At 37.7% G+C, this 23,414-nt stretch carries 15 protein-coding genes and 1 pseudogene; 10 read left to right on the top strand and 6 right to left on the bottom strand.

Translation table 11 applies throughout. From position 1 onward, the window contains the following. The first annotated feature begins 13 nt into the window (after nucleotides 1-13). From IPM56_13905 to IPM56_13870, 8 genes are all read left to right on the top strand, one after another. Nucleotides 14-3,442 (top strand): exo-alpha-sialidase, encoded by a 3,429-nt coding sequence (locus tag IPM56_13905; protein ID QQS35331.1) that lies wholly within the window; start codon nucleotides 14-16, stop codon nucleotides 3,440-3,442. An 8-nt stretch (nucleotides 3,443-3,450) separates the two neighbouring features. Beyond that, the gene (locus IPM56_13900) at nucleotides 3,451-4,950 is read left to right on the top strand and encodes an endonuclease/exonuclease/phosphatase family protein (protein ID QQS35330.1); all 1,500 of its coding nucleotides are present in this window, start codon (nucleotides 3,451-3,453) and stop codon (nucleotides 4,948-4,950) included. A gap of 3 nt (nucleotides 4,951-4,953) precedes the next feature. Further along, the gene (locus IPM56_13895; protein QQS35329.1) at nucleotides 4,954-6,477 is read left to right on the top strand and encodes a hypothetical protein; all 1,524 of its coding nucleotides are present in this window, start codon (nucleotides 4,954-4,956) and stop codon (nucleotides 6,475-6,477) included. A 99-nt stretch (nucleotides 6,478-6,576) separates the two neighbouring features. Next, entirely contained in the window at nucleotides 6,577-8,562 is a 1,986-nt protein-coding gene (locus IPM56_13890) for a PQQ-dependent sugar dehydrogenase (GenBank protein ID QQS35328.1), read from the top strand. Nucleotides 8,563-8,570: 8 nt separating this feature from the next. After that, nucleotides 8,571-10,055 (top strand): hypothetical protein, encoded by a 1,485-nt coding sequence (locus tag IPM56_13885; GenBank protein QQS35327.1) that lies wholly within the window; start codon nucleotides 8,571-8,573, stop codon nucleotides 10,053-10,055. Between the two features lie 61 nt (nucleotides 10,056-10,116). After that, on the top strand, nucleotides 10,117-13,833 hold the full coding sequence (locus IPM56_13880) for a T9SS type A sorting domain-containing protein (GenBank protein ID QQS35326.1): 3,717 nt from the start codon (nucleotides 10,117-10,119) through the stop codon (nucleotides 13,831-13,833). 142 nt (nucleotides 13,834-13,975) lie between these two features. Beyond that, a complete protein-coding gene (locus IPM56_13875) occupies nucleotides 13,976-15,109 on the top strand; it encodes a T9SS type A sorting domain-containing protein (GenBank protein QQS35325.1) in 1,134 nt (377 codons plus the stop codon). 166 nt (nucleotides 15,110-15,275) lie between these two features. Next, nucleotides 15,276-16,928 (top strand): T9SS type A sorting domain-containing protein, encoded by a 1,653-nt coding sequence (locus IPM56_13870; protein QQS35324.1) that lies wholly within the window; start codon nucleotides 15,276-15,278, stop codon nucleotides 16,926-16,928. Nucleotides 16,929-16,952: 24 nt separating this feature from the next. Here the strand turns inward: IPM56_13870 and IPM56_13865 are convergent, their stop codons facing one another. Then, complete coding sequence (locus IPM56_13865; protein QQS35323.1) at nucleotides 16,953-17,810, bottom strand: T9SS type A sorting domain-containing protein; 858 nt, start codon at nucleotides 17,808-17,810, stop codon at nucleotides 16,953-16,955. Between the two features lie 228 nt (nucleotides 17,811-18,038). Between IPM56_13865 and IPM56_13860 the strand changes: the two are divergent. Together IPM56_13860 and IPM56_13855 are read left to right on the top strand one after the other, a co-directional pair. After that, nucleotides 18,039-18,968 (top strand): annotated as a pseudogene (locus tag IPM56_13860) (hypothetical protein). A 201-nt stretch (nucleotides 18,969-19,169) separates the two neighbouring features. Beyond that, the gene (locus IPM56_13855; GenBank protein QQS35322.1) at nucleotides 19,170-20,126 is read left to right on the top strand and encodes a metallophosphoesterase; all 957 of its coding nucleotides are present in this window, start codon (nucleotides 19,170-19,172) and stop codon (nucleotides 20,124-20,126) included. A gap of 13 nt (nucleotides 20,127-20,139) precedes the next feature. On the opposite strand, the gene IPM56_13850 is transcribed toward IPM56_13855, so the two are convergent. The 5 genes from IPM56_13850 to IPM56_13830 all read right to left on the bottom strand — a co-directional run bounded on the left by IPM56_13850 (nucleotide 20,140) and on the right by IPM56_13830 (nucleotide 23,401). Beyond that, on the bottom strand, nucleotides 20,140-20,373 hold the full coding sequence (locus IPM56_13850) for a hypothetical protein (GenBank protein ID QQS35321.1): 234 nt from the start codon (nucleotides 20,371-20,373) through the stop codon (nucleotides 20,140-20,142). A gap of 84 nt (nucleotides 20,374-20,457) precedes the next feature. Further along, nucleotides 20,458-21,051, bottom strand: a complete 594-nt coding sequence (locus tag IPM56_13845) for a hypothetical protein (protein ID QQS35320.1) — start codon at nucleotides 21,049-21,051, stop codon at nucleotides 20,458-20,460. A gap of 24 nt (nucleotides 21,052-21,075) precedes the next feature. Next, nucleotides 21,076-21,873 carry a T9SS type A sorting domain-containing protein gene (locus IPM56_13840; protein ID QQS35319.1) on the bottom strand — a complete coding sequence of 266 codons (798 nt, stop codon included), beginning with the start codon at nucleotides 21,871-21,873 and terminating at the stop codon, nucleotides 21,076-21,078. Nucleotides 21,874-22,087: 214 nt separating this feature from the next. Next, nucleotides 22,088-23,140, bottom strand: coding sequence for a T9SS type A sorting domain-containing protein (locus IPM56_13835; protein ID QQS35318.1), 1,053 nt, complete (start codon nucleotides 23,138-23,140; stop codon nucleotides 22,088-22,090). 87 nt (nucleotides 23,141-23,227) lie between these two features. Further along, nucleotides 23,228-23,401 (bottom strand): T9SS type A sorting domain-containing protein, encoded by a 174-nt coding sequence (locus IPM56_13830; protein QQS38315.1) that lies wholly within the window; start codon nucleotides 23,399-23,401, stop codon nucleotides 23,228-23,230. Between the last annotated feature and the right edge of the window lie 13 nt (nucleotides 23,402-23,414).

Raw genomic sequence — 23,414 nt, 5'->3', positions numbered from 1 at the left:
TTCAGGTGAAGCAGTGAATAAAAATATTGTTGCTTTAGCAGTAATCGTGCTATTTATGTTCCTTACTACTTTAACAAGTTCACAGGTTGAAGATAAAAAATGGTCAAGGGTTTCAGCAGACAGAAATAATACTGTTCAACAAAATCCTGACTACAGGTATTTGCCGCCGCCGCAGATTTCAAGAAGATATTTCTTAAATGAAACCGATGCCGTCGTACAGGCAAACTATCGTGTTCTACCCACAACAAACACAACGCAGTCCGAGCTATCGATAGATATTCATCCAAACAATCCTAACATTCTTTTTGCTGGTTCAAATGGAACATCGTGGCCGGTTTCAGGAGTTTATGGTACTGGCGTTTACTGGTCAACAAATGCAGGTAATAACTGGTCAGGTTCAGATAACCCTTCACCTTATTTTGGTTCAGGCAACAGCGGTGATCCTGCTGCGGTAATTGGTCCAAACGGAAATTTTTATATGGGATATATACGTGATGCCGGTGGGCAGGGTGTTTCTGTTTCTACTAATAACGGTTTAACATGGTCATCTTATACTGCCGGTGCTGATCCTTCAAGCAGCGCTGATCTGCTGGATAAAAATCATTTATGGGTTGATAAAAAAACAGGCAGTGCTTACATAAACCGTGTGTATGATTCGTGGACTCATTTTGTAACCGGAAGTGCAAGTGAGAACCAGGTAGTGATTAATTATTCAAGTAACAACGGAGCTAACTGGAGTTCATTTGTTGATCTTTCATCATCACTTACACCCGGCAGTCACGCGCAAGGAGTGAATATTAATACGGGACCCGACGGTGAAGTTTATGCTGTCTTTGCTATCTATGATAACTGGGGTTCGGGTTTGTATGGAGAAGATGCAATTGCTTTTGCAAAATCAACAAACGGCGGAGCTACATGGACTAGTTCACGTATCTATAGCGCGGCTAATTTCGGTATAAGAGGAAATCTTAAAACATCATCAATAAGAGTTTCGTCTTTTCCCTCAATGACAGTTGATAGATCAGGAGGATCAAGAAACGGTTACATTTATATCTGCTGGCCTCAGCGAGGAGTTTCACCTGCGGGGTCTGATCCGGATATTGTCATGATTAGTTCGTCAGATGGTGGGGAAAACTGGACTACTCCTAAAAGGGTTAATACTGATGATCTGAATAATGGGAAGGATCAATACTATCCCTGGTGCACCGTCGATCAATCAACTGGACAACTTCATATAGTTTTTTACGATAACCGGAACACTACATCTGACAGTACCGGTGTATTTATGGCAACATCCGGTAATGGTGGTAACACTTTTGAAGAATTTCAAGTAAGTGATGCAAACTTTAAACCAAAACCAATCAGCGGATTGGCATCAGGATATCAGGGTGATTATATCGGTATCACTGCATCAAACGGAAAAGCTTATCCCTTCTGGGCAGATGACAGAACAGGAAATTACCAGGCATGGATAACACAGGTATCTTTTGGTCCGGCAATTATTCATACCCCGCTTCCAAATACTGAGAACGTTATTGGTCCTTATGTAGTTCAGGCAACAATCACATCAATTAATCCTATCGTTGCAGGTTCAATCAAAGTTTATTGGAGCAGAAGCGGTACGCCAAACAATGTTTTGGAGATGACTAATACAGGTGGAAATAATTATACAGCCAATATTCCCGGGAATGGTTTAAACTCAACATATAACTACTATCTCATCGTGACTGATAACCAGGGATTTGAAACACGTTTACCATCGAATGCACCGTCACAATATTTTTCATTTACTGCTGAAACAGATTTAGTTCCGCCGACAATTACACACACACCTTTATTTAATATGCCCCCTTTCAGTTTTCCACCATCGGTTACGGCAATTGTAACAGATAATATCGGAATACAGTCGGTAGTATGTGAGTATAGAAAAAACGGCGGAGCGATTTCAAGTTTTAATTTGAATCTGCTTTCAGATAATACTTACCAGGCAGTTTTTCCTTCAATCGGTGCAGCAATTGGTGATTTAATTGAGTACAGAATTAAAGCAACTGATAATTCATCTCAGAATAATATTGCTTTCAGTCCATCAACAGGATTTCATTCTTTCAATATTATTGCTTCTCTTGGTAATGTACTTGTTATTGATGATGATGTTACTGCCGAAGGAAGATTTTCAAATGATAAAGTGAGTGACGGTGCTTCTAATATTCCGCTGGGAGCTTCGGCAAATTTATTTGTTGCATCATTGAATACGGCTGGGTACACAGTTACACAAGTCACATTTGGTAATCTTAATACTATGACACTTTCATCTTATGATGTTGTAATATTATCAGCCGGAGTTAAGGAATCTTCAATCTTCAATGACATCACAAAAAGAACTGCTCTTGTTAACCACACTCTTACTGGAGGCAAGATATTGGTTGAAGGTGGTGAGGTTGGATACATTTATAGAAAAGCAGGAACAATAGACCTTCATCCGGAATTCAGACGCAACCTCCTCCTTGATAGTGTCTGGGTGAGTGATAGACCCGGTTTAGATTTACAGGCCGCAATCACTACTCACCCTATATTTAATATTCCGAATGTTGTAAGCAGTCCAATGGATGTTGTTGATGGCGGAACAAACAACTGGGGTGCACGCGATGAAATGGTATTACTGCCCGGTGTAACAGGCATAAGCAGGATAGCAAACTGGGTTGGCGGTACTGCAGCTAACGGCGGAATTTTTCTTTATAGTCCCGTCAGCGATACTTCTGTATGCCGGAACATTTTCTTTTCGTTTTCTGTTTCACAGTTCTCAAATCAGACAACAGCCGGAAATTTGATCGTAAATGCTGTAAGATATTTGATGAGAGAATTCATTCCGACAACTAAAACATTAAATGTTACAGCGTTGACTGAAGGATTATGGAATGGTACAACATCAGTCAGTGATGTGGTTACTGTTGAGGTAAGAGCATCAACTACACCTTATGCAATAGTTGAAACAAAAAACATCCAGTTAAATACAAGTGGATTTGGTTCTGATACATTTACAACACCATCGGAAGGAACACCTTATTATATAGTTGTTAAACACAGTAACTCAATCGAAACATGGAGCAGCTCTCCTGTTCAATTCAGTTCAGGCATATTGAATTATAATTTTACTGATGCGCAAAACAAAGCTTATGGAAACAACTTAAAAATGGTAAACGGGAAATGGTGTATTTACAGCGGTGATGTAAACCAGGATGGTTCAATAAACATAAGTGATTTAAACCTTGTGTTCACTGATAACCTCAATGGTGTTACAGGAAATGTAGTAACTGATCTAACAGGTGATCAGTTTACAGAAGTCAACGATCTTAATATTGTTTTTGTGAATAGTGTACTTGGTGTAACAAGGCAGCGCCCTGCAGGAGTTTCAACTTTTCATCAGACTGGATTTGGTAATTAAAATTTAAAATGGACAGAGTATCAATTAAAATATTATTCGGGATACTGATTCTTTCAGGCACTGCTGCATCGCAGACGCAGCACACTATAATGACGTATAATATTTTAAATTATCCTTTTACAGATACTACATCACGCAATCCGTATTTCAGAACTATATTCCAGAATATTCAGCCGGATATTTTAGTTGTTCAGGAAATTGTTTCGCAGGCAAGTGTTGATAGTTTCTTAAGCAAGATTCTCAACAGTTCGTCTTCAGGTTATGCAGCGGGGACATTTATTAACGGTCCCGATCTTGACAGGGCAATATTTTATAAAAGCAGTTTGTTTACTTTTATAAGTAACACACCAATAGCAACACCTTTAAGAGATATTAATGAATTTAAACTTGTTCACAATTCAACAAATGATACACTGAGGATTTATGCTGTTCATCTGAAAGCTAATGATACAAGTGCCGATAGTTTGCAGCGCGCAGAAGAAGTTGACAGTCTGAGAAAACGAACCAACTCACTGCCTCCCAATTCCAACTTTATTGTGCTTGGCGATTTTAATATTTACAGTGCCAATGAAGCAGCGTATCAAAAATTATTAAATCAATCTCAGCCGGGATATTTCAGAGATCCGTTCAATCTTCCCGGAACTTGGAACAATGGTGCTTATGCACTACATCATACGCAGTCAACCAGAACAAGATCATTTAATGATGGTGCGACAGGCGGGCTTGATGATCGTTTTGATATGATTCTAATGTCACAGTCAATTATGAATTCAGGCGGAATAACTTTTGTCCCCGGAACATACCTGGCTTATGGTAACGACGGAAATCATTTTAATGATTCTATTAATCAGCCGCCGAATACTGCTGTCGGGCAGCAGATTGCAGATGCACTTCACTATGCGTCAGATCATCTGCCTGTAATTGCTGCATTTAGTTTTGATTCACAATCAGTTCAGCTTTCTGTTACAACTTTAATAGAAGGATTTTATAACGGAAGCTCAATGGTTCAGGATACAATAACTGTTGAGTTAAGAGAATCCGTTTCACCATTTACGTTAGTTGATGAAGCAAAAGTTTTTTTAAGTAACTCGGGGAATGGAACTGCAACATTTTACAATGCTGAGAATAATACACCTTACTACATTGCAGTAAAACACAGGAATACAATTGAAACATGGAGTGCCGTACCGCAGACTTTCATCAATTCAAATCTGACTTATGATTTTACAACTGCCTCATCAAAAGCATTCGGAAACAATATGAAACTTGCAGGTACTAAATGGTGTTTGTATTCAGGCGATGTTAACCAGGATGGGGTTGTAAATCAGATAGACCTTAATACTGTTTATGCTTCAAATGTTTCGGGTGCTGTAGGTTATCTTAATACAGATATAACAGGCGATAGCTACTGCGAAATAAAAGATCTAAGTATTGTATTCATTAATTATATATCAGGGGTGGAAAGTAATAAACCAACAGTTTCAGAATTATTATTTAAGCCAAAGTGATATATGATTAAATCTTTATTATCAGTTTATTTATTTATGTTATTAAGTATCTCACTTACTGCTCAATATTCATGGCAGCAGAAATTAACCGGCGGCGGAAGAGGTAACCCGATATCAATTGACCCGGTGAATAACAATATTATTTATTACGGATCATCCAATTCGATCTTTAAAAGTACAGACAGGGGCGAAACGTTTACACAGTTTGGCTCTGTAATTCCACAATGCTCTGCAGTCAAATGTCTGCATTTAAATGCTGACAGACCCGGAGAAATTGTGGCTTCTGTTTATAAGGGTACGAACTATAAAGTTGTTAAATCAACTGATCAGGGAGTGACATGGAATACAACTGCGGATAATCTTTCATTTTCATTTTATGGAATACCATCCACTCAGGATCCATCTCATCCCGATTCGATTTATCTAATGAACGGAAATAATTTTAACAGGTCGACTGATTTTGGAAGTACATGGACAACGTTGACAACTTCAGTCGGTGCCAACTCCGCGCCCTGCGATATAAAAGTATTTCCCGACACAAGCATCATACTTGTCGGTGATAACGGGACAGGAATATTCAAAAGCACTGATTACGGATTAACATGGACTAATACCTATAATACTTCAGGTGAAATACCAACTATTGCTGTTGACTTCAACAGACCTGGTACTGCATGGGCAACAAAGTTTGCTGGAGGAGGAGGTCTAATACGTTCAACTGATTATGGTCAAACTTGGGTGACAATCGGATTCACTGGAATAAATACCTGGGGTGTTCATATACATCCGGGTAATTCTGATTTTGTAGCAACCGGCACCTGGTCAGGAAGTAATATATATATAACAAAAGACTGGGGAACAAACTGGATAACAACAACGCTTACACCAAGTAATTACGCAGTAGCCGTTATTGATTCAATGAATGTATTCGCTGCACAGTCAGGGGGATTTTACAAACTTACATCGCCTTATTTTTCTATACTTGAATTGTCTTCTTTCAGAGCGTTGATTGAAGGATTATATAACGGTACATCGATGACCATTGACACTGTTACTGTTGAACTGCGCAGCAGTAGTTTTCCGTATTCATTAATTGATCAATCTGAAATTACGCTCGATGAATCAGGAAACGGATCAGGCAGATTTTACAGTGCATTAAATTCAATTCCATATTACATCGTCATTAAACATAAAAACTCAATTGAAACATGGAGTGCTTCACCACAATCATTCTCTGCTAACTTACTTACTTATGATTTTACCACGGGTTCAGTTAAAGCATTCGGTAACAATCTGAAATTGATAAATGGTAATTGGTGTATTTATTCCGGCGATGTTAACCAGGATGGAGTTGTTGACTTCCAGGATTTGAATACAGTATTCACAGAAAATATAATTGGTGTAAACGGAAATTCAGTAACAGATCTTAACGGTGATTCATTCACTGAAATTGATGATGTAAGCAAAGTATTTTTGAACAGCGTTTTAGGAATTGAAAGAAAAAGACCTATTGATTTTCCCGAATGAAAAAAATGGAAAAAGAATAAAAATAAGTATTGATGTCACACATAATAAATTTCTCAGCCAGCAGGCTGATGCTCAATCATTTACAATATCGAGGTTCGATTGGTTACCAACAGGTTTAAATTTTTATTTTTTCTCTTCATGACAGTTGCTTCATATAATATATCTAATGCACAATACCTGTTACAGGAAGCATTCCCAAATCTGAGTTTTCAGAATGCTGTTGATCTTCAACATGCAGGTGACGGAACAGACAGAATTTTTATTGTCGAACAGGCTGGAGTGATAAAGGTTTTTCAGAATAATTCAGCGGTCACTCAATCAAAAGTATTTCTCGATATAACCGATCGTGTTTCTTCGGGAGGCGAGATGGGTTTGCTTGGTCTGGCATTTCATCCCAACTATGAAACAAATGGTTTTTTCTATGTCAATTACACAGTGACCAATCCACGCTATACTAGGATTTCAAGATTCAGCGTGAGCAGTTCTAATCCGGACTCTGCGGATAATAATTCTGAACTTATACTGATGTCAATTGAGCAACCTTATTCAAATCATAATGGCGGACAGTTGTCATTCGGTCCTGATAATTTTTTATACATCGCTCTTGGTGATGGCGGCAGCCAGGGAGATCCTGATAATCAGGCTCAAAACAAATCATCATGGCTCGGAAAAATTTTACGAATTGATGTCAATTCAACCCAGGGAAATCTCAATTACTCAATTCCTGTTACAAATCCGTTTGCCGGAAATACTCAGGGTTATAAAGAAGAGATCTATGCGCTTGGGTTTAGAAATCCATGGCGGTTCAGTTTTGATTTTGAAACAAACAGGTTATGGTGTGCGGATGTAGGACAATGGACACTTGAAGAAATTGATATCGTTGAATCAGGAAAGAACTATGGGTGGAGATGTTATGAAGGAAATATTCCCTACGATTTAACTGACTGCAATGATATCTATGAATCACCAATTTGGGTTTATCCGAGAAGTGAGGGTTATTCGGTAACAGGCGGTTATGTTTACCGCGGACCAAATCTACCCGGACTCTACGGCAAATATATCTATTCAGATTATGGCTCAAAAAAAGTCTGGGCTCTGGAGTATGATGGAATAAATGAGCCATCAAGTATTTTATTGCTAACTGCAGCAGCATCACCCGTGTCATTCGGTGTTGATCAGAATAATGAATTATACATCTGCGCGTTCTCAGGATCAAATGATAAAATTTTTAGATTCACTCCTACTGCTGCAATCATTGCTCCATCCAATCTTAATGCCTCTGCAGTATCATCAGGAGAGATTGAACTTTCTTGGAATGATAATTCAGTAAATGAATCAGGGTTTATTATCGAACGTAAAACTGCTTCCTCCAATTTTGCGGCTATTGATTCAGTTGGTGCAGATCAATCAACCTACATTGATATCAATTTAAATCCCGGCGAGATTTATACATACCGTGTATATGCATACTCTGGTGGAACTTTTAGCGGTTATAGTAATTCAGCAACAGTCGCTTATTATGAACCGCTCCAACTCTCACAACTTACTGTATTGATTGAAGGTATGTATGACGGCAGTGCAATGATGACAGATACCGTGTTGGTTCAACTAAGAAATAGTTTTTATCCGCATTCCTTGGTTGATCAAACTAATGTTCCGTTAAACAGTGATGGATTGGGAAGCGGAGTATTCACATCGGCAATGATGAATACACCTTACTACCTGGCAATAAAACATCGTAACGCCATTGAAACATGGAGTAATAGCACCATCTCATTTACAAATAATTTTCTTGTTTATGATTTTACGTCCTCGCAGTCAGCGGCTTTTGGAAATAATCTTGTTGAAGTAAACGGACGGTGGTGCATTTACTCAGGCGATGTAAACCAGGATGGTTATATAAACTTTGCCGATGTGCAGGATGTATTTATAGATAATATAAATGGTGAAACTGGTTACAACACAACTGATGTAAACGGTGATGGACTGACTGAGATTTTGGACCTTGGTATTGTTTACAAAAACAGTGTGCAGGGAGTTGAAATTAGAAAACCGTTTGATATTGATAAAGCAAAGGACAACTAATAGTTAATATGAAAATGATATTTAAAATTCTGGTTCTTGTACTTCATTTTACATTGATCATCTCTGCACAAAGTCAGCACAGGATTATGTCATATAATCTTTTGAATTATCCGGGTTCGGATACAACAACACGTAATCCATATTTTCGCACTATCTTTTCAACCCTGCAGCCTGATATTCTGATCGTTCAGGAAATGACTTCGCAGGCAGGGGTAAATGGATTTCTGAACAATGTACTTAATTCTGTTTCATCGGGCTATGCTGCCGGTCAATTCATCGATGGTTTTGATACTGACAATGCCATTTTTTATAAGAGTGCATCTTTTACCTTTCTGAGTAATTCGCCGATACAAACTGAGTTGAGAGATATAAATGAATTTAAACTTCGGAATAATATTTCCGGAGATACATTAATAATTTATTCACTGCACCTGAAGGCAAGCAGCGGTTCCGCGAATGAGCAGCAGAGAGCTGCTGAAATAGATAGTTTAAGAAAACGAACCAACTCACTCAATTCAGGAACCAACTTTATTGTCGTTGGCGATTATAATATTTACGGTGCGAGTGAACCTGCATATCAGAAACTAGTTAGTCAGTCCGGTTCCGGTTATTTAATTGACATTAATCCGTTAAGCGGTGATTGGAGTCAACAGCAGTATGCTGCATTTCATACGCAATCACCAAGAGTAAGATCGTTTGGGGGCGGTGCTACAGGCGGAATGGATGACAGATTTGATATGATACTCATGTCTCAATCAGTAATTGATGAGGGCGGGATAAAATATGTACCGGGTACTTATACCGTTTACGGAAATGACGGCAATCACTATAATGACTCTATCAACAGACCTCCGAATAATGTGGTAACCCAAACAATAGCCAATGCTCTTCATTACGCGTCCGATCATCTTCCTGTTTATGCTGACTTTGAATTTAACCAGTCAATGCTTCAGTTAACGTCATTCAGTGCTTTGATTGAAGGGATGTACAATGGATTTTCTATGGTGCCGGATACAGTAACAATTGAACTTAGAGAAAGCACTTATCCATATACACTGGTCGATCAGACAAAAATATTCCTTAATAGTTCGGGAACAGGCAGCGGAACTTTTGCATCAGCAGTGAACGGTGTTCCTTACTACATTGTTCTTAAACATCGTAATTCAATTGAAACATGGAGTTCGTCACCACAAGTATTTACTTCCAACTCACTCGCTTTTGATTTTGCTTCATCATCCGCTTCTGCTTATCAAAATAATCTTAAACAGGTAGGGAATAAGTGGTGTATTATTTCAGGGGATGTGAATCAGGATGGTTTTGTTGACTCGGAAGATCTATCGATTGTGTTCTCGGGGAATGCAACAGGATTAACAGGATATGTTCCCGCTGATATAAATGGCGACCTTACGGTAGGTGTTAACGATGTAATTAAAGTTTATGAAAATAATTTAATAGGCGCTGAGATTAAGGCTCCGCCTGGTTATGTCAAATAAGTATTAACTGTGAAAAAATATTGGTCTGAAATTTTCAATTATTAATAAAAGAGAGAGCAAAATGAAAAAATTCTTCTCCGGTTTCTTTTTTGTACTGATGTTGATTGGGCTCGGAAACATTAGAGTCTTCTCACAGCAATGTGAAGTATCAGTTTCTAACATCATTTTTGAATCATCAAACTCATTGACTTTTGATGTCTATGTTAAAAATAACGGAGCCACAAGCTGGACCTATAGTCACGGCAGTATGGCATGGACTTATGATCCTTCATTTTTAAATAGCGGAACACCTACCTTTTCAATTGTGCCGGGATACAGTTCGTTCCCCACGGGAGCGCAACCGCCGTCTGCATTAATAACAAGTCCGAATATTTTAAGGACATCATCAAACATGCCCGGTTCAAATGGTGTTGTTCCTCCCGGTCAGAATCTAAGGTTACAAAGATTCAGATTGCAAACATCTGCTGCTTCTTTCAGCAGTAATTATTTTGTCCCTTCCTGGAAAACTTCAGTTGTACCTTATACCAGGGTGTATGGATGGGATAATGGTACAGGATTACCGGCGGAGATAAGCACAATAGATTTTATTCTTGACCAACCATTGTTAGTTGAGAATTTTGAATTCACAGGATTGTTAACGGCAAATGGCTGGACAGCACACAGCGGTGGCGGTACAAATGCACTTTCAACCACAACCGGATTAACTTATGCTGGTTATCCCGGCACCGCAGTTGGAAATGCTGTTTTAGTTAACAACACAGGTGGTGAGGATGTAAATCGTGCACTTGCGGATTCAGTCCAGGAAAATTCAGTTTACTTTTCATTTCTTTTAAATGTAAATGAAGCGGCAATTTCCAAGACGGGAGATTATTTTTTCCATTTAGGTAACAGAGTTACTTCAACTTCATTTACTTTATTCTCTGCAAGATTATTTGCAAGGGTTGTATCAGATCAGGTTAACATTGGTATCTCGAATACTTCAACTGCTACATACGGCACAAACAATTTCGCAAAAAATCAGACATACTTGATTGTCGGAAAATATTCTATCAACACAGGCGGTAATGATAGTGTTGCAGTGTGGGTCATCTCTTCAGGAATTCCTGCAACTGAAATAGCTGCCGGTGCACCTGAATTATTAAACATAGGAACAGCGGGACAGGATGTTATTGATGCCGTTGGATTAAGACAGGGAAATGCTTCAACATCACCAAGTTTAATAGCAGATGGAATAAGAGTAGCTAAATCCTGGGAAGATTTATTCTCAGCCCCTACCGGACCTACACTTTCAGCGTTACCATCAGCACTTTCAAACTTTACATATTTTATCGGAGGCGGACCTTCTCCATCTCAGAGTTATGTATTAAGTGGAAGTGAATTAACGCCCGCATCAGGCGATATCGTTGTCACAGGTTCAACTAATTATGAAGTATCCACTGACAATACAAATTTCAGTTCGAGTGTAAATGTTGGTTATACCGGCGCTGCACTAAATGCAACAGTTTATGTAAGACTTAAAGCCGGGTTACCCGGTGGATTCTATAATGCAGAAAATATTTCAAATGCAGGCGGCGGAGCCACAACGATAAATGTTAGCTGTAATGGCGCTGTTGTAAAACCGGAACCTTCAAATCATGTTACAGCATTTAATGGTGTTGCCGGAAATCCTGCATACCATTTTATTAATTTAAGCTGGGTTGATGCCGTTGGTTCAACTACACCTGATGGATACCTTGTAAAAGCCAGTGATGTTGATTTTGCTTCCATCATAGATCCTGTTGATGGTACACCGGAGAACAACAGTTTCTTTGTGCAAAATATTACTGCCGGTGTGCAAGCATATTCTTTTGGAGGTAATTCGGTTACACCATACTATTTCAAAATTTATCCTTACACTAATTCAGGTACCGTCATTAATTATAAAACAGATGGTACAGTACCTCAATTCACTCTTACAACGGCATCTACACCTGCTTTACCCATCACAGATAACTTTGAGTATGTACCCGGTACAGCATTAACAGCTAACGGTTGGGTGGCGCATAGCGCAGGTGGAACAAATGTTATTTTGGTTAATGATTCCTCACTTACATACACCGGTTATATTAATTCAGCCACGGGTAATTCTATAACTTCTACCTCTTCAGGTGAGGATGTGAACAGGGCATTCAGTTCTGTTACAAGTAATAGTGTGTATGCTTCGTTCATGATTAATGTATCGGCTGCTCAGCTTAACGGAGATTATATTTTCCATTTCGCGCCTGAAAATTCCACGCTTCTGTTTTTTGGAAAAATATTTGTCAAAGCAGATGCGTCAAATAATATTGCATTCGGGGTAGCTAAAAATGTTAATACCTCTGCTGTATATACACCATTCAGTTATGCACTCAATACAACCTATCTTGTTGTTGTTAAGTATACTTTTAACGATGTAACAACAACGGATGATGAAGTTAAATTATGGATCAACCCCGTACTTGATGGAACAGAACCAGCTGCTGATATTACTCAGACGGATACCGGAACAGATGCACTGGAACTTGGTATGTTTGCATTCAGGCAGGGTAATTCTTCTAATGCTTCTACACAGGTTATTGGCGGATTAAGAGTCGCAAATACCTGGATACCGAATTCATCGCAATCAACTTTTCAACTTTCTGTAAATGTAACTGATGGATGGAATATGGTTTCTGCACCCGGCAATCATCCTGTAAATCAGAATGTAAATACATGGTGGCCAAACAGAAATCCGCTTGCGGATGTTTATAAATGGTCAGGTTCTTATTCTGCAGTTTCATTGACAACACAGGGAGAGGGTTACTGGATGCTGCACAACGGTGCCAATACTTACAATACCGGAGATGAGTGGCCAGCCGGTGGTATTGAAATCGTCGCACATAATCCGGTTGTTGTTAGTGAAGGGTGGAACATGATCGGTGCTTATGAACAGAGTGTTCCTGTTGCATCACTTACAACAACACCTTCCGGACTTATTGTTTCAAATACAATTTACGGATGGAACGGTGCTTATTTCAATCCTGTTAATCTTGAACCCGGATATGGATACTGGGTACTTTTAAGCGGTAGTGGTGTTATAAATATTCCGACAACGATAGAATCTGTCACGGTTGCAAAACAGGTTGATAAATCTAACTGGGGTAAAATAATTGTTACAGATGCTTCAGGAAAAAATCTGACTTTATATCTTGTTAATGACGAAGTGAACCTGAATCATTACCTGCTTCCACCATCACCGCCTGCAGGCGCTTTTGATGTAAGATTTGGAAGCGGAAGACTTGCTGAAAATCTTAAAGAAGGTAGTAAGTCAATTGAATTAAACGGAATGAAATATCCTGTTACTGTAAGATTGGAGAACGCAAACATAAAACTTCAGGATGAATCAGGTAAAATATTTAACGAAAGAATGAAAACCGGTGGTGAACTGGTTATAACAAATTCTGCTGTGACCAAGCTGCTTGTATCCGCTGACATTATTCCTGATAAGTTTGCGTTAGAACAGAACTATCCGAATCCGTTTAATCCTGCTACAACGGTACAATTTGATGTTCCGCAAACAAGCGATGTTGTTATAAAAATTTATGATATGCTTGGTCAGGAAGTAAGAACTCTTTTCTCAGGACAGGTAGAAGGCGGAACATACAAAGTTCAGTGGGATGGTTTAAATAATTCAGGTCAGCAGATCAGCTCAGGCTCTTACATATACAGAATGACTGCAGGTGAATTTGTTCAAACCAAAAAGATGATAATGCTGAAGTAAAGTTAGAATAATATTTATTGACCCGAATGAAATTCGGGTCAATAAATTATTCATGATTGATAGAGCAGATATTGATAATCACTTATTGAAGAAGAAATTTTTTATTTAAGAAAGAGTCAAAAAAATATTTGGAGGCACAAAGATGAAAATCTTATTTCTGTTTGTCGTCCTTTGGTTATGTATTTATGAGATACATCCGCAAGTCGAATTGCGTGAAGCAAATCTGGAAATACCTTTCCGTCTGAGGGACAACTCAAATCCTCCATTTAGCTCACAAGTACTTACGGTGGGACTTGATTCAACAGCCACAGATGCAATAGATATGCATCTGGGTGAATATGCTCTTCTGTGTACATATCATTTCTTTATAAAAACGGATTGTCCTCCTGTAGACATCTTTAAAACATTGCTTGAGTTGCCACTGACTGGTGACTTTATACTTTCATTTAAAGACTTCAGATTTGGTATACTTCCATATACTGGTCAGAAGATTCACAGGGTCAGATACCAGATGCATTCTACTGCAACAGCACTTAACCTGGATTGGAATTTTCCTGAGGGAGTTTCAGCAGTAGTTCAGGATCTTTTTGGAGGTATTATATTAAATGAAACTCTGACTGACTCCGGCACATTTTCTTTTCCGCCTCAGTATTTTTCATTGGGGCAATTTCTTATCATTATGAATTATGAGAACGCAATTCCTGTTGAATTAATTGCTTTTAATGCAGTACAATCTGAAGAGGGAATAAATTTAAACTGGGAAACTTCCACTGAAACTAATAATTACGGATTTGAAATTGAGCGAGCAAACTTAAATAAACTAACCACTGAAATTATTTGGCAGAAAATAGGATTTGTAAATGGCAGTGGTACCACAACTGAACAAAACATCTATACCTTTATTGATGCCGCTGTTTCTTCCGGACTTTATAAGTATCGTTTAAAACAAATTGACTATGATGGCACATCAACTTATTCGCCTGAAATTGAAATAGAGGTAAAACATTTTCCTGCTGATTTTGTTCTTTATCAGAATTATCCAAACCCGTTTAATCCCGGGACTAAAATTAATTTTTATATATCAGCTCCCGGTTATTTTAAGCTGAATGTCTACAACATAACAGGTGAAATAGTTAAAAGCCTGGCGGATGGATTATTTGCCGCCGGATTACATGAAGTGGAATTTAAACCCGGAAATCTTTCATCGGGGATTTATCTTTATAGTCTTGAAACAGCAGGTTCAGTAAAGGTAAAAGCCATGATTTTTCTTAAATAAAACCAGATAAATATTGTTTTTGTTATGATGATTTTGTTTGTATTTTCAGCAAGTATAAAAGAGTCCTGTTTGCCGGAAACAACTCCGCTATAGGCTTTCGAGTCATCTTAATATTTATCCAAAATTCAAATAAGATTTATTAAACACTTAAGTGTTCTAAAAGTATATGTTTAAAATTATTGTACTTTTTTCAGCTATTGTAATACTCTATTGTGCAGAAATATCCGCTCAGCCTCAGTACCAGATGAGTGTTGCCAATGTTGAGAGAGTATCAAATACTGTATATGAATTTGATGTATTCATCAAAAGTGTTAACCAGAATTTTCATCTTACATCATATCAATGCGCTTTGTCATTTAGTCAGTCTGTTATAAATAACGGAAGCTTAAATTTTATCTACCTTCAGGGAACATCAGAATTACTTTATCTCCCGCCATTAACAGCTGTTGGTCTGATAAGCACATACGGTTCATATGTTTTAACATTTGCCTCGTTTGCTGAATCTGAGCTTATAACTCAATCCCAGAAAAAAGTTGGAAGATTCAGACTGACTAATACAGTTCCGTTCACTAACAATGAAATAAATATCCGGTGGCGTTTCATTGGATTGATAAATACAATACTTACAGGAAGTACATTTCAGGATATAACAAATCCTGATAATCATCTTAATCTTTCTAACCCGACAAGTTTTTCATTGACTGTTCCGGTTTACGATGGATGGAACTTAGTTTCAATCCCCGGTCTTCACCCAATAAATCAAAGTATCAATACCTGGTGGATTAACCGCGATCCGAACGCAGGCGTATATGCAATAAACGGAGGGTTCCAATCAGTTAATACAGTTGAACCTGGAACAGGCTATTGGCTGAAAAATATCGGCTACACAATTTATAATACCGGTGATGAGTGGCCTTCAGAAGGAATTCAGTATATAACAAATCAACCTATATCAGTTTTCCAGGGATGGAATTTAATCGGAACTTACGATTATACAGTTAATACTGCTTCAATTACAACAACGCCCGCGGGGTTGCAATCCGGGTTTGTGTATTCCTACAATAGCGGGTATCGAATTGCAAATACACTTGTACCTGGTTATGGATATTTTATTTATTTATCCTCCGGCGGATTGGTGAATCTTCCTGATCCAGCTTTTCAAAAATCCGGGATCGTAAATAATAATATTAAAAGTGATTGGGGAAAAATTGTAATCACAGATAATTCCGGGAAAAGTTCGGAACTGTATTTAGCGCCTCAAAATACTGATGTATCAAAATATTTTATGCCGCCCGTTCCGTTTGAAGGAATGTATGATATAAGATTCAGCAACGGAGGATTTGTCGAGTCATTAAATAGTGAGTTTCATAAAATACAATTGAGCGGCGTGGAGTTCCCCTTAACTGTAAGCGTAAGCAATATTGAAATTAATATCTTCGATGAAGCAAAAGGAAATATATACAGCCGCCTGAGTTCAGGTGATGAAATCAGGATTGTCAACGCAACAAGTACACTTACTGTTTCATTAAATACAATTCCCGGTGATTATAGATTAGAACAAAACTTTCCGAATCCATTTAACCCTGTTACTCAAATCAAATTTTCGGTTCCAGAAGATGGGATGGTAAAAGTAAAAGTATTTAATCTTTTAGGTCAGGAAATTAATACTTTGTTTAATGAAGAAGCTTTAAAAGGTGTGTACGTTATTAATTGGAACGGGACTGATTATCTCGGACAGAACGTTTCGAGTGGTGTGTACATATATCGAATGGAAGCCGGACAATTTATCAAATCAATGAAAATGGTCCTGCTTAAATAAAAAATTAATTTTCTTTGATGTTTTTTATCTCATCAAAATCATCTTTCTTGTCTGTATAAAATTATCAGTAATCAGTTGATATAAATAAACTCCGCTGGGCAGACTTTCAGCACTATAAGTAATTGTATATTCTCCGCTTTCCTTTATTCCATCAATCAGTGTTGCGATTTCCTCTCCGACTGAATTGAAAATCTTTAATGTTACTTTGCCCGGATTATTTAATGTAAAATTAATTGTTGTTGCGGGGTTAAACGGATTAGGATAATTCTGGCGCAGTGTTGATCCTTCTTCAGGCTTTAGAGTTGATCCGGTAAGATAGATAACCTGATCTTCACCGGCTTCGATATTTGCATTTTCAACAGGAGAACTAGTGGCACCAAGAACTCCCGTTAATGATAACTTTGTTAAAAAATGTTGATTGTTCGTGTTTACAATGTCGTATGAGATAGAAATTATTTCAACAAGGTTTCCCGGTTCAATCACATTGGTTCCGTTTCCAAGAATGACTACTCTGATTGTATCAATCGAAGAACCGTCTTCCAAAGAAGTGCCTCTGTAAATTTCATAGTCAAATAAAAATGATGAAGAGGGGATACCAGTTCCTCTCGAGACTGATTTCAACAATAGACTTCCACCATCTTTCCCTACGATAATATTAAATTGCATTGCCTTAAGTGGTCTGCCGCTGTAAGAGGTCAGAAGTATTTTGCTGATGTTGCCTGAACTTCCTGATTCACTCTGAACAGTTTCTTCGGTAAATTTTAAAATGCCGCCTTGCTCCGTTGACTTGTTAATTGGTTGTGAATAAGAATTGAAGTATGAAACAGTAATCATTAGTAATGCTAAAAGCATTACAGCCATCATCCCTGATGATTTTCTCATTTTTTCCCCTGCTGAGTTTAAATCCTTTTAAAATCCTTTTATGTCAGCATAATGTTTTATGCTGATTAATTATCGGTTTTTAACGGTAAAAGTTGAGGGATTATTAGCTATGTGGAAGACAAAAAAGTATGGATAAAATGCCTGATGTTAATAAATCATTAATATTCAGTTAATACTGGCTTAATATGGTAGAGCTATGTTTCGGGCGAAAATAAATTGAGGCGTACTATGGCTATAAATAAAATACTTTTTATATGTGGGTCATTAAACCAGACAAAAATGATGCACCGGATATCTCAGCATCTTGAAAATCATGATTGTTTCTTCACCCCATATTATGCCGATGGATTAATAAACCGCTTTTCACAGACAAAACTTTTATCAAACACTATACTTGGCGGTAAATTCAGATCGAGTACACTTGCGTATCTTCGCTTTCAAAATTTACAAATTGATATGCATGGAGAGGGACACAATTATGATCTTGTGTTTACCTGCAGCGATCTTATCATCCCGAATAATATCAGAAGCAAATCAATAATACTTGTTCAGGAGGGAATGACCGATCCTGAAAATATTGCTTATCATCTCGTTAAAAAATTAAAACTGCCGCGCTGGATTGCCAGTACTTCCACAACCGGACTCAGTGATGATTATTCAAAATTCTGTGTCGCATCGGAAGGGTATAAAGAACATTTCATCAACAAAGGCGTTAACCCTGAAAAGATTGTTGTCACCGGAATACCAAATTTTGATGACTGTGCAGTTTATCTGAAGAATGATTTTCCTCATAGAAATTTTGTGCTGGTTGCAACATCAGACAGCAGGGAAACTTACAAGTTTGAAAACAGACAAAAATTTATCGAAGAAGCAGTTGAAATAGCTGGGGGGAGGAAACTGATATTTAAACTTCATCCGAATGAAAATTTTGACAGAGCTATCTGGGAAATCGAAAACTATGCGCCCGGTTCTTTAGTTTACACAGATGGTGAAATCGGTGAGATGATTGCCAATAGTGATGTTCTGATAACACGATTTTCTTCAGTTGCATTTATCGGTCTTGCTCTGAATAAAGAAGTACACAGCGCTTTTGATATAAACGAATTAAAAAAATTGTTACCGCTTCAGAACGGCGGAACTTCAGCTTATAACATTGCGCTTGAAGCAGAAGAACTTCTTCAGGAAGAAAAAAAAGCAAGGGTATTCATCATGCCTGTTTACAGCACCAAGCTTAACTTTATTCAAAGGTTCAGATTAAAACAAAATCTTCCGACAGAAACTGTATGATTACTTTGATCAAAACACAAAAAAATTATTATTCGAAAATTCTTAGATAATGGTTGATTATATAAATCCAATATGAAAATTGCTCACATTTCCGACCTGCACCTGAATACATTTTACAGTGATTCAAATTTAAAGCAAATAAAACAACTGATTAAATATTCTGTCGAAAACGGAACGGATCATCTTGTCATCACGGGAGATTTAACAGACAATGCCTCTGAAAAAGATTTTGAAATTTTAAGAAACCTGTTCAAGAAGAATGGATTGCTTGATTCAGAACGTATGTCAATCGTAATCGGGAATCATGATATTTTTGGAGGACTGCAGACAGCGGAGGATATCTTCAGTTTTCCGGAAAGATGTAAAATGGTTGACTACGATTCGATGATAAATTTATTTGTCAGTTATTTCAAGGAGACTTTTGAAAACTGCGTGTACAAATCTGAAGAATCCCATTTCCCGTTCGCAAAAATTATCAATGATACACTTGTTACAGGAATAAATTCTATAGCAAGATATTCCAAAGTTAAAAATCCGTTTGCATCAAATGGTGAAGTGGATATACATCAGTTTAATGATGTGGTAAGAATATTTGAATCAAACCAGTCTGTAAAAAACAAGATCGTATTAATTCATCATTACTTTAACAAATTAAAAATTAATAAAAAGAAATCTGCTTCAACATTCTGGCAGGGCATAGAAAAACAAACAATGAAGCTGCGTAAGAAAGGAAGATTGTTCAACTTGTTTAATCAGTACAATGTTAATCTTGTGCTGCACGGACATTTACACGAATCGATTGAATACCACAGGAAAGGAATCAGGTTCAGCAACAGCGGTGGTAGTATTAAATCAGCCGCTAAAAATTCTATTGCAGTAAACTTCATTAATGTTACTGATGAAGGAATAAGTACCGAAGTTCACAGCATAAGGGATTTTACTATGTCGCCTTTAATCTTAAAGCCGCAGCAGATTAAATTAGTTGGATATGAAGATGGGATTGAATTATCGGAAGCAGTAGTTTATTAAAAACAGTAAGTACTTACTTTTCTTTATTGATTTCCCTCATAATAAGAATTTTGCGATACTCGAGATCTTCAAAATATTTTAGCCGCTCAAGAGTTCTGTTTATTTTTTTACCTCTGCCTGGTTGACTGCTTAATGAAGAAAGATTATCCTTATGCAGTTTGGAAACATCGGGCTCGTTAACCTCTGACTTGTCTATAAAATTCAGGTTTTTACGTGTGAATGAATTGTGATTTTGATTAGCAGTCATTTAAGATTCCTTGAAAAAAGTAACCCCAAATTATTCAACTGATATTTAAAATCAACCTTTTGAAAAAATTTAATATTGAAGTAATCAGATTGTTGGATTCTGTTCGTTTTTCCAGTCTTTATAAAAACGTAGAATGAAATTTTTAATCAACTTTATTTCAGTTTCTGCAAGACTGGATGAGACATCTTTTTTCCAATCCTTTGTATTGATATCGAATGGAAATAATTGCCATTCATTACGTTTCAGGAAAAGATTTGCGAGTTCTTTTTCAAAAGAAAATGCTATATAAATAATTTCATTGTTCAGACTTAGTTTAAAAATTTCATTATGGGAGTACCAGAATTTTGATTCGATCAGAAGTTTTGTCAGCTCATCATACCTGTCAATAAATTTAGAAGAGATAGCAAGGAATAGATGCTTGCAGATTCTGCGAATATCTCTTTTGGGATATTTTTTTATTGATTCACGGTAGGTCTTGCAGGTGCAGTAAAGATAATACACATCTACAGCATGGTTACTGATTCTTGTTTTGTACTTGGGAAAAGTTTTGTTCAGTTCAATTTTATATGAAGTATCAAGTAATATTAGTCCGTCAGCTATGGATGGATTTTTTAATTTCACGTTATTACGGAGGGTGAGATCTACAATGATCTCACCATCTATTTGTTTTATTGTCACAGTAATCCGGAGTAGATAAAATTATTATTTGAGTAAAACCATTTTTTTTGTTTCTGAAAAGTTCGAGGAGATTATCCTGTAGTAATAAACTCCCGCTGCAAGATCTGATGCGTCAAAGTTAACTGAATGAAATCCCGCAGAATAAAACTGTTCGGTTATAACACCCGCTTCTTTGCCAAGCACATTATATAAGTGTATTTTTACAAATGAATTTTCTTTAAGCTTAAATGAAATTGTGGTTGATGGATTAAATGGATTCGGATAATTCTGAAGTAGTGCATAGTCATCGACAACATTGTCAGATTCATTTATATCTGTTGTATTATCATAAATAACGGTTACCTTAAAAAGTTCATACAATAGCGGGTTAGGATTCATATAAGAGCCTGATCCGGTCAGCATTGTATCTAATAATGTACCTACAATTCCATCCTGAAGACGAATATTAATTGATGCGGGTAAATTATATTCAAAGAGTACAGTGTCACTGGCTCCTTTCTGCATCCTGATTCTATGTTCAACAGACCCTGTGAATGGTGCTGTGCCCTGTCTGAAATCCGAGTAGGACCCGTATGTACCATCAAAATTATTTTTTGGCAGATAATACCTGGCTTCGAATCCGGGAGGGAATGGAGGAAGCAATGCTTCACCCAGATGCATATCAATCGAATCAGATGCTGTTGGATCAATTCCAAAATTTAACGTGCGGGAATTTCCGCCTGTGTCGCGGATTATAAGTGAATCCATAATAACCGGGGTTTGCTGGCTTTGTAATGTTGAAATAAAGCAGACGAAAAATAATAGGATAGTTATGACTCTCATACTTACCTTCTGTTATGTTTATGTTAAATGTGAATTAAAACTTTTATAGTCATATCAAAACCTCTCCACAATCCCGATAGACTTAAATCCAATCAGCCAGGCTCATTAAAATGAGCTGCCCCAATAGTTGTCGAAGGTAGGAGAGAGAACAAAATCACTAATCCACCCATCCTATAAAAATCTATTGAGGACAGCTCGAGAGAGAGAAACTCCCTTACTTCAAAAAGATCATTTTAACGGACTGTGTAAACTCACCAGCCGTAAGCCTGCAGATGTAACTTCCGCTGCTAACGTCATTGCCGTTACTGTCCTTACCATTCCAGCTAAGTGTATGCACACCCGCTGATGCGTTATCATAAAACAAAGTTGTTATCTCCTGACCAAGCATATCGTGAACCTTAACTGTTACAAGACCTTCAGTTGGTACTGAAAACCTTACCGCAGTAGATGGGTTGAACGGGTTTGGATAGTTCTGGTAAAGATGAAAATCACTTACAGCCATATCAACTTCAACTTCTTTCGAGTAGGTTGATGTACCGTCAAAATCAATCTGCTTTAAGCGGTAAGTGTATGTGCCTGTTGTTACGTCCTCATCAACATATGAGTATGACTGTGCTGATGTGGTGCTTCCTGCGCCTCTGACAAAAGCTATTTTCTGCCAGGTTGTATTTGCTGATTTTCTTTCAACATCAAAACCAAGGTTATTTATTTCTGAAGAAGTCTGCCAGCTTAGCTGTACAGTGCTGCCTTTTACCGATGCGCCGAATGATGTAAGTTCAACTGAAAGTGAACTGTCATAAGTTACAACCATCTTTAACCTGTCGAGTGCAGGAGTAACATTAAAAAATCCTGTGCCTGACATTGGTATATTTATCAGCACACCACCGAACAGATCCTGAAGTACGCCAGTAATGCTTGCAGGCCAGTTCCATTCAATCCTCATACCCGGTGAACCTGTACCTGGCTGATAAGCAAGCCTGAACTCTTTTGTTCCCCAGTAAGGAACACTGTCCATAAAGCGGAAGTCTCTCCAGCTTGCGGCTGTTCCTGAAAAATTATTTTCGGGTAAAAAGAATCTTGCTTCAAAAGCACCAGTAGGAGGGAATGGCGGAACAAGTCCTTCACCAAGTGCAAGGTCAATGCCGTCGGTTGCAGTCGGGTCAATACCAAATACAAGCCACTTAGAGCCGCCAACCTGATCGGTTACACGTACAGAATCATACACAAGCTGTGCGTTTGCAAGTGATGCAAACACTGCGACTAACAATACTATCTGAAATATTTTTTCATTTTAATCCCTGAAAAAATTATTAGAACTTCCGCCTCCCTTTTTCAGGGAGGCGGATTTATTATTTTACTTTAAGTAAACCATTTTCTTTGACTGAACAAAGTCACCTGCGGTCATCTTGTAGATGTAGTTACCGCTGGCTACTGCTTTTCCATTCAGGTCAAGCCCGTTCCAGTTTAATGTATGTGTACCGGCTGCTGCATTACCTGAGAACAGTGTTGCAACTTCCTGTCCGAGCATATCATATACTCTT

It is taken from the genome of Ignavibacteriales bacterium, assembly GCA_016700155.1.
Lineage (GTDB): Bacteria > Bacteroidota > Ignavibacteria > Ignavibacteriales > Ignavibacteriaceae.
Note: the sequence above shows the minus strand (reverse complement) of the source record. Positions and strands in the feature narration are given on the sequence as shown.